The organism is Alterinioella sp. (assembly GCF_058343375.1).
This window is the reverse complement of record NZ_JBTUJH010000020.1, coordinates 19,368-29,399: the sequence shown is the minus strand read 5'-3', so window position 1 is coordinate 29,399 and position 10,032 is coordinate 19,368. Positions and strand designations below refer to the sequence as shown.

The following is a 10,032-nucleotide window of genomic DNA, read 5'->3' as shown; positions in this document are numbered from 1 at the left end:
GCCTGCCCGCGAAGGGCGAATTTGGCGCAGCCCTTGGTGCCGCCCGTCTGGCGATGGTGGCGACAGGCCACCCCATTTCTGACGTCATGACATCGCCCGAGATGTCCGAAACCATTGATCCGCGCCCGGATCTGGCCGCGGCCTATGATGCCGCCTATGCCCGTTACCGCGCGCTTTACCCAAGCATGAAGGCAGTTCTGACATGAGCACCGGTTTTTTTGGCGACCTCACCGAGATCCCGTTCGAGGGCGCAGACAGCCGCAACCCGCTGGCCTTTCGCCATTATGACCCCGATGCGGTGGTGGCGGGCAAACGCATGGCCGATCATCTGCGCTTTGCCACCTGTTACTGGCACAATTTCGTCTGGCCGGGCAATGACCCGTTTGGCGGCCAGACATTTGAACGCCCGTGGTTTGGCGATGGCATGGCGGCAGCAAAGCTCAAGGCCGATGTGGCCTTCGAAATGTTTGGCCTGCTGAAAACGCCCTATTTCTGCTTTCACGATGCCGATATGCGCCCTGAAGGTGCCGATTTCGCCGAAAACACCCGCAATCTGGAGGAGATGGTGGAATATGTCGCCGCCAGGATGGCGCAGACCGGGACAAAGCTGCTCTGGGGCACGGCCAATCTGTTCTCGCATCGCCGCTATATGGCGGGTGCCGCCACCAATCCGGACCCGGATGTCTTTGCCTTTGCGGCAGCGACGGTCAAGACCTGCATGGATGCGACGCAGCGTCTGGGCGGCGAAAACTATGTGCTCTGGGGCGGGCGCGAAGGCTATGAGACGCTGCTCAACACCGATCTGGCGCGCGAGGATGCGCAGTTGGGCCGGTTCCTGAACATGGTGGTGGACTACAAGCACAAGATCGGGTTCGGCGGCCAGATCATGATCGAACCGAAACCCCAGGAACCGACCAAACATCAGTATGATTATGACGTGGCAACGGTCTATGGCTTCCTCAAGCGGCACGGGCTGGAGGGTGAGGTCAGGGTCAATATCGAGCAGGGCCACGCCATTCTGGCCGGTCACAGCTTTGAACATGAGATTGCGCTGGCGCAGGCTTTGGGCATTTTCGGCTCGATCGACATGAACCGCAATGATTACCAATCCGGCTGGGATACCGATCAGTTCCCCAACAATCTGCCCGAGGTGGCGCTGGCCTATTATCACATCCTGCGCGGCGGCGGGTTTGGCAGCGGCGGCACCAATTTCGACGCCAAGCTGCGGCGCCAATCGCTGGACCCGGAGGATTTGCTGATGGCCCATATCGGGGCCATGGATATCTGCGCCCGGGGCCTGAAGGCGGCAGCGGCAATGATCGAGGACGCGACATTGCCGGAATTTGTTACTGCCCGATATGCCGGTTGGCAGAGCGATGAAGCCCGTGCCATGCTGGAGGGTAACCGCAGCCTGGATCAGATCGCCGCGCGGGTGGAGGCGGATTGCATCAATCCCGACCCCCGCTCGGGGCGGCAGGAATATCTGGAAAACGTCGTGAACCGTTTCGTCTGACGCCCAGGGGGAGGGCCGCAATGCAGATCACCCGTGTTGGAGGCACTGAGGACAGCCCGCTGATGCAGGCAACGCTTGCCGATGGCGATATGCGCCTGCAGCTTCTCAATCTCGGGGCCACCACGCAAGGCTGGTGGGTGCCCTGCGGCGGGGCCTCGGTGCCGGTGGTGCTGGGTTACGCCGCGGCCGGGGCCTATCTGAGCGATGATGCCTATCTGGGGGCCATTGTCGGGCGTGTCGCCAACCGCACCAGCGGCGGGCGGCTGGTCATCGATGACGACATTTTCCAACTGTCGCAGAATGAGGGCCAGACCCATCTGCATGGCGGGCATCGCGGGCTGAGCCGCCGCATATGGGACATGGAAGGCGACAGCGCCGCCAATGCGGTCCGCTTTACCTATCGCTCAGCGGATGGCGAAGAAGGCTATCCCGGAACTGTTGATTTCACCCTCACCGTGGCTTTGAAGGGCGCGCGGGTGAGTTATGACATGCGCGCCGAAACCGACCGCCCGACGCCGGTCAATCTGGCGCAGCACAATTACTATAACCTGATGGGCGGGGGCGAGATCTGGGGCCATCGCCTGACCTGCATTGCCGATCGCCGGATGCCGGTTGACGGGCGCGGCCTGCCTACTGGTGAAATCCTTCCGGTGGCCGGCAGCCGCTATGATTTTCGCGACCTCACCGCGCTGGGCGCGCTGGATCCGGGCCGCGAGGGCAGCGATATCAACCTGGTGTTTCCCGATCGCCGCGACCCGGGCGCGCCGGTGGCGCAACTGGTCGCCCCGAACGGGCTGCATCTGCGGATGTGGTCCGATCAGCCCGGGGCGCAGCTTTATACCGCCAAACATCTGACCGCGCGCCCCGGTGGCTGGACCGATAAGAGCCTGTGGCCGTTTCACGGCATCTGCATCGAGCCGCAGGCCCCGCCCGACGCATTGAACCAGCCGGGCTTTGCCTCGATCCTGATTGATCCCGATCGCCCCTATCACCAACGCCTGAGCGTTGAAATCAAGGAGGCCCCGACATGCGCTGGCTGATCTTGTTGCGGTTCCTGTTGCTCTGGCCTCTGCCCGCCTTTGCGCAGGCCGATTTTCCGCCCGTGGATTGGATGGAGACCGAGCCCGCGCAGGTCGAGCTGGGGCGCTTGCTGTTTTACGATCCGATCCTGTCGGGCAATCAGGGCGTTTCCTGCGCCACCTGCCACAGCCCGCGTTTCGGCACTGCTGATGGGGTATCTCTGGGGATTGGCGATGGCGGTATCGGGCTTGGCCCGGATCGACGGGTCGATCCTGATAACCTGCCCGAACAGCGGGTTCCGCGCAATTCTCCGGGGCTGTTCAATCTCGGGGCGTCGGAATTCAGCGTCCTGTTCCATGATGGCCGGCTGGAGGCGGACCCGGCGCGCCCCGGTGGCATTCGCACGCCGCTGGGCGACAGCATGGTCGAAGGCTTTGCCTCGGTTCTTGCGGCGCAGGCGATGTTTCCGGTGCTGTCGGCCGATGAAATGGCCGGGCATTATTCCGAAAACGCCATCTCCCGGGCGGTGCGCATGGGGCAATTGGCACTGCCGGGCGGGGCCTGGGACCAGATCGCCGCGCGGGTGGTCGAGATCCCGCAATACCGGGCCCGGTTCGATACGGTTCTGGGGCCGGGCGCGCCGGTGGGGTTCACCGATATCGCCAATGCCATCGCCGAATTCATCGCCTTTGAATGGCGCGCCGATGACAGCCCGTTCGACCGCTACCTGGCAGGTGAGGAGCCGCTGCCCCCCGCGGCCGAACGGGGCCGGGCGCTGTTTTATGGCAATGCCGGGTGCAGCACCTGCCATGCCGGGCGGTTCCAGACCGATTTTCAGTTCTACGCCATCGCAATGCCGCAGATCGGGCCGGGCAAGGCCGCCCGGTTCGAGGATAACGCCCGCGATGAGGGCCGGATGCGGGTCACCGGCGACCTCGCCGATGCCTATGCCTTTCGCACGCCCTCGCTGCGCAATGTCACCCTGACCGCGCCCTATGGCCATTCCGGGGCCTATGCCACGCTGGAGGCCGTGATCCGGCATCATCTGGATCCGGTCGCATCGCTGATGGCCTATGATCCGTCTCAGGCGATCTTGCCCGATCTGCCCGGCATGTCCGATTTTCGGATCCTGGAGGATAGCGCCGAGATACAGGCGATTGCCGATGCCAATATGCTGGCTCCGATGACACTGGAGGATCAGCAGATTGCCGATCTGATCGCGTTTCTGGAGGCGTTGACCGAACCGGGGTCACAGGATGGCAGGCTGGGCGTGCCGGATAGGGTGCCAAGCGGGTTGCCGGTTGCGCAATGAAAGCCGCTTCAAAGCGGCTTGCTTACGCGATTTCGAAATCGCGTTGTGAAGGCCATTTGAATGGCCTTTTTCGCGGCTCGCCAAGCCTACCCATCGCGCATCATCGTAATCCGCCGATTCACCTCAATGCGCTGCCATGGCTCGGTCACGCCATCGGGCCAGATCACCCTGATCTCAACTATATCCGCGTCGCCAAGCCCGAAATGCAGCGGCCCGGCCACCCCGCCGGCATGGCCGCCACCCACGGTGATCTCCTGCGTCCACAGCCGATTACCGGCGCGCAATTCGACAAAGGCACCAACGGCAAAGCGGTTGGCCCCGTCTTGCATGACATCAACCTGCAACCAGCCGCCCGTCGTCTCGGTGATGTTTCGATACAGCTCCATCGGCGCGCGCCGGTTCACCACCGCCAGATCCAGCAACCCGTCGCCATCCATATCCATCAAAGCGGCCCCGCGGCTGCGCGCCATCCCGGCAATACCGGCCTGCAACCCGGCCTCGCGGAAAATACCGTCAGCCGCGCCCATCAGCAGGTTGTTGGGGTCGTCCATGGCGCTGCCGGGCATCTGTTCGACATTGCCCTTGGACACGAAAAGATCATCCCAACCGTCGATATCCACATCGCCGAACGCCGCGTGCCAGCCGGTCGAGGGGCGGCCATCGCCGCCGGTATAGGGCCGCTGCGCCGTGGCCCCGCGCGCATAGGGCGCATCGACATAGGAAGGCCCACCCGCATCGCGGTCCAGCAATTGCAGGCGCTGATCGCCCATCGAGGTCATGTAGATCTCGGGCAACCCATCGCCGTCCAGATCGCGTGACGCGATGCCCATGCCCCAGAGCTGAAAGGCATTCCAGCCATCATCAGAGCTGTAAAGGCGGGGCGTTGCCTCCATCGCCCACATCTGTTCCTGGCCGCCGCGCACGTAGTAATGGCGGTCATTCGAGACCCTCAGATCGGCCCGCCCCCGCCGCCCCCAATCGGAAAACAGCATCGAAAGAGTGCAAAACCCGGGCTGCAAGGCGATCGGCGCGCCATAAGTGTCGCCCTCGGGCCGAAACAGCAGGCTCTGGTCGCAGGCCTCGAACGGGCCATCGGGATCGCTGCGGTCGACGTAATTGCCAAAGGCCAGCGTCGGCAGGCTCTGGCCCGGCTCCCAAGTCGCCGAAAACGCCGTGGTCCAGCTGTCGCCGCCATCAAATCCCAACCCCTCGAACCGGGCAAATTCGCACCCTCCCAGCCCGCGCATCAGGTAGTTTTCGCCAACCCGCAATATCGCCAGATCCAGCAGGCCATCGCTGTCGATATCCAGCGGATAGGCCCCGGTCACGCCGGTCAGCGCCAGCGCATCGGGGGTTTCGGCGGTAAAGACCAAATTGCCCTGATTGCGCATCAGTTGGGCCGGGGCTTCGCCGCCCGCCGCGTAAAGCTCGGGCAGGCCATCACCGCTGCAATCAAAACCTGCCACGCCGCCGCCGACAAAAAATTCCCAACCGCCCGTATAGGCATGTTCCGGCACCGGGCGGGGGTCAAACAGCGGCTGGGCCGTGGCCAGCCCGGGCAGGAGTATCAGCACAACCGCGCTAAATTTCATTGGCGGCAAGCCCCTTTATGGTCTGCGCGGTCACGCCCTCCATCGCATAGGCGGCGGCCCCTTTGGCCCACATCAGATCACCCCATTTATGAACGCGGATCTCGGGCAATGCGGCATCGACCTGCACCACCGAGGCGCGAACCCGGGCCAGCACTTCTTCGGAATAAAGGAAATCGAACGCCATCTGTTCGCCCGACAGGATCAACAGCGCGGGGTCGAAAATATTGATCACATTGGCCAGCCCCATGGCAAACATCCGCCCGGCCCGATCCAGGATGCTCTGCGCCATGGCGTCGCCGCCGCGGGCGCGGGCATAAAGCAGCGGCAGGTCTTCCTCGGGCAAGGCACCGCTGCGGATATTGGCCTCACGCAGCAGGGCATAATCGCCGACATAGGCCTCCAGACAGCCGCGCTGCCCGCAGCGGCACAGCGCGCCATCAAGCTGCACCTTGGTATGGCCAAACTCGGCCCCGCAGCCGCGTTCGCCACGATAGATCTGGTTGTCGATCACGATGCCCATGCCGACACCCTGCTCGATGGTGATGACAATGAAATCCGATGTGTTGCGCCCCTCGCCGAACAGTTGCTCGGCCTTGGCGACCAGATTTGCATCATTATCTATGAAGAAAGGAAAGGGCAGTGCGGCCGACAACATCGGGCCCAGATGCACATTGCGAATATCCAGCGAGGGCGACCAATGCACGAAATTCCGCGCCGCGTCGATCTGCCCGGACAGGCCCAGCCCGACGCCCGAGATCTCGGAAATCAACCGCCCGGCGGCCGCGCTGGCCCCGGCAAGCGCCTGGCCCACCAGGATCACCAATTCCTCAGGCGACATCACCGGGCCGGGCAGGGGTTCGTCATATTCGCCCACGGTATTGCCTTCGAAATCGACCAGAATCACGGTGGCCGAGCGGTCCGAGATTTTCAGCCCCGCGATCAGATGCGCCGCCCCCCGAATCTTCAGCGCCACACGCGGGCGGCCGCGCTTGGCCCCTTCGCGGTCGCCCTCTGGAACGATCTCCTCGATCAGGCCGGCGGCAATCAGTTCAGCGGTGATCGCGGTGACGGTTGCCGGGCTGACGCTGGTTTCGCGCGCGATGTCGATGCGGGCAACGCGGCCAGCCGACCGGATCGCGTCAAAAACCTGTTGGCGCCCGACCTCGCGTTGCTCCAGGCCATGTGTCGCGCGTCCCAATGCAGCCATGATTTCCCCCTTTGCGGTATAATTCACTAAAAAAAATAATTCGGCAAGCCATCCGGTCCCTGGCCCTGGTTATTTAATTTGATCCGCGAATAAATTAATGCTAGCGTGACATCACATCACGGGAGTCCCGCCTCGGACTCTCCAATAATGTACCAGGGAGGACTAAATGAGATTTCTGAAAACTATTGCCGCGACTGTGTTCGCGGTCATGTTTGCCACCACGGCATTCGCACAAGGCATCACTGTCGGTGTCAGCTGGTCCAATTTCCAGGAGGAACGCTGGGCCACGGATGAGGCCGCCATCGTTGCCGCACTGGACGCGGCCGGGGCCACCTATATCTCGGCTGATGCGCAATCTTCGGCATCCAAGCAACTGTCCGATATCGAAAGCCTGATCGCCCAGGGCGTTGATGCTCTGATCATTCTGGCCCAGGACGCGCAGGCCATCGGCCCCGCCGTTCAGGCCGCTGCGGATGAAGGCATCCCGGTGATCGCCTATGACCGCCTGATCGAAGATGATCGTGCCTTTTATCTGACTTTCGACAATGTCGAAGTGGGCCGGATGCAGGCGCGCGCAGTTCTGGCGGCGGCACCAACGGGGCGCTATGTCATGATCAAGGGATCGCCGACCGACCCCAACGCAGACTTCCTGCGCGGTGGCCAGCAGGAGATCATTCAGGCCGCGATTGATGCCGGCGAGATCGAGATCGTGGGCGAAGCCTATACCGATGGCTGGCTGCCTGCGAACGCACAGCGCAACATGGAACAGATCCTGACCGCAACCGATAATGGCGTCGATGCCGTGATCGCGTCAAATGACGGCACCGCCGGTGGTGTTGTGGCTGCCCTGACCGCGCAAGGCATGGAAGGTATCCCGGTTTCGGGTCAGGATGGCGATCATGCCGCGCTGAACCGTGTCGCTTTGGGCACCCAGACCGTGTCGGTCTGGAAGGATTCCCGTGATCTGGGCCGCGCCGCGGCCGAGATTGCGGTTGCTCTGGCCGGTGGTGCGATGATGTCGGATATCGAAGGTGCCCAGGAATGGACCTCGCCCGGCGGCACCACCATGATGTCGATGTTCCTGGCCCCGGTTCCGATCACCGCCGAGAATCTCTCGGTTGTCGTCGATGCCGGCTGGATCGAGCTTGAGGCGCTTTGCCAGGGTGTCAGCAACGGCCCCGCGCCTTGCGACATGTAATCTGACTGAACCGATGCGCCCCTGGACAACCGGGGGCGCGTCACCCCAAACGCTGATTATCGGAGTTCGGACATGACCGACAATCCTTCTCAGCCGCTTCCCCTGCAAAACCGAAAGACCGTGTTCCAGAATCTTGAACTGGATACCCGGCTGCTTGGGATGGTTGGTGCCTTTGTCGTTCTCGCCCTCGGGTTCGACTTTTTCACGGACGGTCGTTTTCTGACGCCGCGCAATATCTTCAACCTGACGATCCAGACGGTCTCCGTGGCCATCATGGCCTGCGGCATGGTCTTTGTGATTGTCACCCGCCATATCGACCTGAGTGTCGGTGCCTTGCTGGCGACGGCCTCGGCGGTGATGGCGATGACCCAGACCGAGGTGCTGCCCAACATGCTGGGCCTGGGCCTGAACCACCCGTTGACCGCGCCGATCACCATTGCGGTGGGCATTCTGGCAGGCACGCTGATCGGGGCCTTTCATGGCTGGCTGATCGGCTATCTGACAATCCCTTCCTTCATCGTCACGCTTGGCGGGCTGCTGGTCTGGCGCAATGTCGGCTGGTTTCTGACCAACGGGCAGACCATCGGCCCGCTGGATCAGAACTTCATCATCTTCGGCGGCACCAACGGCACGGTCGGACCGACCTGGTCCTGGATCCTTGGCGGGCTGGCAACGGCAATGGCCATTGCCGCGTTGTGGAATTCACGCCGGTCCAAGGCGTCACACGGGTTCCCGGTCAAACCGGTCTGGGCCGAGATGACGATGTCGGCAATCGTCGCGACCGCAATCATGGGCTTCATCTGGACGCTGAATTCCTATGAGATTCCGATCGGCCGCCTGCGCCGTGAATTTGCCGCGCGCGGCGAGGAACTGCCCGAAGGCTTCACCGCCTTCTACGGCCTGCCGATCTCGGTGCTGGTGCTGATCGTGGTGGCCATCGGCATGACCATCCTGGCCCGCCGCACCCGTTTGGGGCGCTATATCTTCGCCACCGGCGGCAACCCGGATGCGGCCGAGCTGTCGGGCATCAACACCCGGCTGCTGACAGTCAAGGTCTTCGCCATGATGGGGGCGCTTACGGCGCTGTCTGCCGTCGTGGCATCGGCCCGACTGGCCAACCACACCAATGATATCGGAACATTGGACGAATTGCGCGTGATCGCGGCGGCGGTGATCGGCGGCACCGCGCTGTCGGGTGGTGTGGGCTCAATTCACGGTGCCATTCTGGGCGCGTTGATCATGCAAAGCCTGCAATCGGGTATGGCAATGGTGGGCGTCGACGCGCCCTATCAGAACATCGTTGTCGGCGTCGTTCTGGTGGCCGCCGTTCTGATCGACATCATCTATCGCAAACGCACGGGGGAGGTGTGATATGGCTACGCCTTTGGTAGAAATGCGCGACATGTCGATCTCGTTCGGCGGCATCAAGGCGGTTGATCACGTCAGCGTCGATCTTTATCCCGGCGAAGTTGTCGGCCTGCTGGGCCATAACGGGGCCGGGAAATCGACCCTGATCAAGATGCTGTCGGGGGCCTACACGCCCGAATCCGGCGAGATCTTCATCAATGGCGAAAAGGTCACCATCACCAATCCGCGCGATGCACGCAGCCACAATATCGAGACCATCTACCAGACGCTGGCGCTGGCCGATAACCTCGATTCGGCGTCCAACCTGTTTCTGGGGCGCGAATTGGTGACCCGCCTGGGGCTGGTCGATGATGCCGCGATGGAGGCGGAAACCCGCAAGATCATGGCCCGGCTGAACCCGAATTTTCAGAAATTCTCGGCCCCCGTTTCGGCGCTGTCGGGCGGCCAGCGCCAATCGGTGGCCATCGCGCGCGCGGTCTATTTCAACGCCCGCATCCTGATCATGGATGAACCCACGGCGTCGCTGGGGCCGCAGGAAACGCAGATGGTCTCCGAGTTGATCAAGCAGCTGAAATCCGAAGGCATCGGGATCTTCCTCATCGACCATGATGTGCATCAGGTGATGAACCTGTGCGACCGCGCCAGCGTGATGAAAAACGGCGCCCTTGTGGGCACGGTGAATGTCGATGAGGTCACCGATGATGATCTGCTCGGCATGATCATTCTGGGCAAGAACCCGAAAGAAGCGGCTTAGCCGCTGACGGGCCGCGCGGTCCGTCCCTTCGCCCTGTCGCAATCGGGCCAACCCGTTTCGCATTTCTG

The 10,032-nt window shown here is 62.6% G+C and carries 8 protein-coding genes and 1 pseudogene; 7 read left to right on the top strand and 2 right to left on the bottom strand.

Annotated features, from left to right (window positions below):
- From ACW8PS_RS03895 to ACW8PS_RS03880, 4 genes and pseudogenes are all read left to right on the top strand, one after another.
- Window positions 1-206, top strand: a pseudogene (locus ACW8PS_RS03895) (xylulokinase); the annotation flags it as partial.
- Window positions 203-1,513: a xylose isomerase gene (gene xylA, locus ACW8PS_RS03890; RefSeq protein WP_491525967.1), complete on the top strand. Its 1,311-nt coding sequence runs from the start codon at window positions 203-205 to the stop codon at window positions 1,511-1,513. The pseudogene ACW8PS_RS03895 and the gene xylA, both read left to right, overlap by 4 nt.
- A 20-nt stretch (window positions 1,514-1,533) precedes the next feature.
- Window positions 1,534-2,553, top strand: coding sequence for an aldose epimerase family protein (locus ACW8PS_RS03885; protein ID WP_491525966.1), 1,020 nt, complete (start codon window positions 1,534-1,536; stop codon window positions 2,551-2,553).
- Complete coding sequence (locus ACW8PS_RS03880) at window positions 2,541-3,845, top strand: cytochrome-c peroxidase (protein ID WP_491525965.1); 1,305 nt, start codon at window positions 2,541-2,543, stop codon at window positions 3,843-3,845. The genes ACW8PS_RS03885 and ACW8PS_RS03880 overlap by 13 nt, the downstream gene beginning before the upstream one ends.
- Window positions 3,846-3,931: 86 nt before the next feature.
- Here ACW8PS_RS03880 and ACW8PS_RS03875 read toward each other — a convergent pair whose 3' ends face one another.
- On the bottom strand, window positions 3,932-5,437 hold the full coding sequence (locus ACW8PS_RS03875; RefSeq protein WP_491525964.1) for a CRTAC1 family protein: 1,506 nt from the start codon (window positions 5,435-5,437) through the stop codon (window positions 3,932-3,934).
- Window positions 5,427-6,644: an ROK family protein gene (locus ACW8PS_RS03870; protein WP_491525963.1), complete on the bottom strand. Its 1,218-nt coding sequence runs from the start codon at window positions 6,642-6,644 to the stop codon at window positions 5,427-5,429. Before ACW8PS_RS03870 ends, ACW8PS_RS03875 begins: the two co-directional genes overlap by 11 nt.
- 166 nt (window positions 6,645-6,810) lie before the next feature.
- Between ACW8PS_RS03870 and xylF the strand changes: the two genes are divergently transcribed.
- From xylF to ACW8PS_RS03855, 3 genes are all read left to right on the top strand, one after another.
- A complete protein-coding gene (xylF, locus tag ACW8PS_RS03865; protein WP_491525962.1) occupies window positions 6,811-7,842 on the top strand; it encodes a D-xylose ABC transporter substrate-binding protein in 1,032 nt (343 codons plus the stop codon).
- A 72-nt stretch (window positions 7,843-7,914) separates the two neighbouring features.
- Complete coding sequence (locus ACW8PS_RS03860; RefSeq protein ID WP_491525960.1) at window positions 7,915-9,213, top strand: sugar ABC transporter permease; 1,299 nt, start codon at window positions 7,915-7,917, stop codon at window positions 9,211-9,213.
- A gap of 1 nt (window position 9,214) precedes the next feature.
- Entirely contained in the window at window positions 9,215-9,964 is a 750-nt protein-coding gene (locus ACW8PS_RS03855) for an ATP-binding cassette domain-containing protein (RefSeq protein ID WP_491525959.1), read from the top strand.
- Window positions 9,965-10,032: the final 68 nt, after the last annotated feature.

Excerpts from the sequence above, each read along its gene's own strand:
- xylA (WP_491525967.1), top strand. The coding sequence starts at position 203 with ATGAGCACCGGTTTTTTTGGCGACCTCACCGAGATCCCGTTCGAGGGC.
- xylF (WP_491525962.1), top strand. The coding sequence starts at position 6,811 with ATGAGATTTCTGAAAACTATTGCCGCGACTGTGTTCGCGGTCATGTTT.
- ACW8PS_RS03880 (WP_491525965.1), top strand. The coding sequence starts at position 2,541 with ATGCGCTGGCTGATCTTGTTGCGGTTCCTGTTGCTCTGGCCTCTGCCC.
- ACW8PS_RS03885 (WP_491525966.1), top strand. The coding sequence starts at position 1,534 with ATGCAGATCACCCGTGTTGGAGGCACTGAGGACAGCCCGCTGATGCAG.
- ACW8PS_RS03855 (WP_491525959.1), top strand. The coding sequence starts at position 9,215 with ATGGCTACGCCTTTGGTAGAAATGCGCGACATGTCGATCTCGTTCGGC.
- ACW8PS_RS03870 (WP_491525963.1), bottom strand. The coding sequence starts at position 6,644 with ATGGCTGCATTGGGACGCGCGACACATGGCCTGGAGCAACGCGAGGTC.
- ACW8PS_RS03875 (WP_491525964.1), bottom strand. The coding sequence starts at position 5,437 with ATGAAATTTAGCGCGGTTGTGCTGATACTCCTGCCCGGGCTGGCCACG.
- ACW8PS_RS03860 (WP_491525960.1), top strand. The coding sequence starts at position 7,915 with ATGACCGACAATCCTTCTCAGCCGCTTCCCCTGCAAAACCGAAAGACC.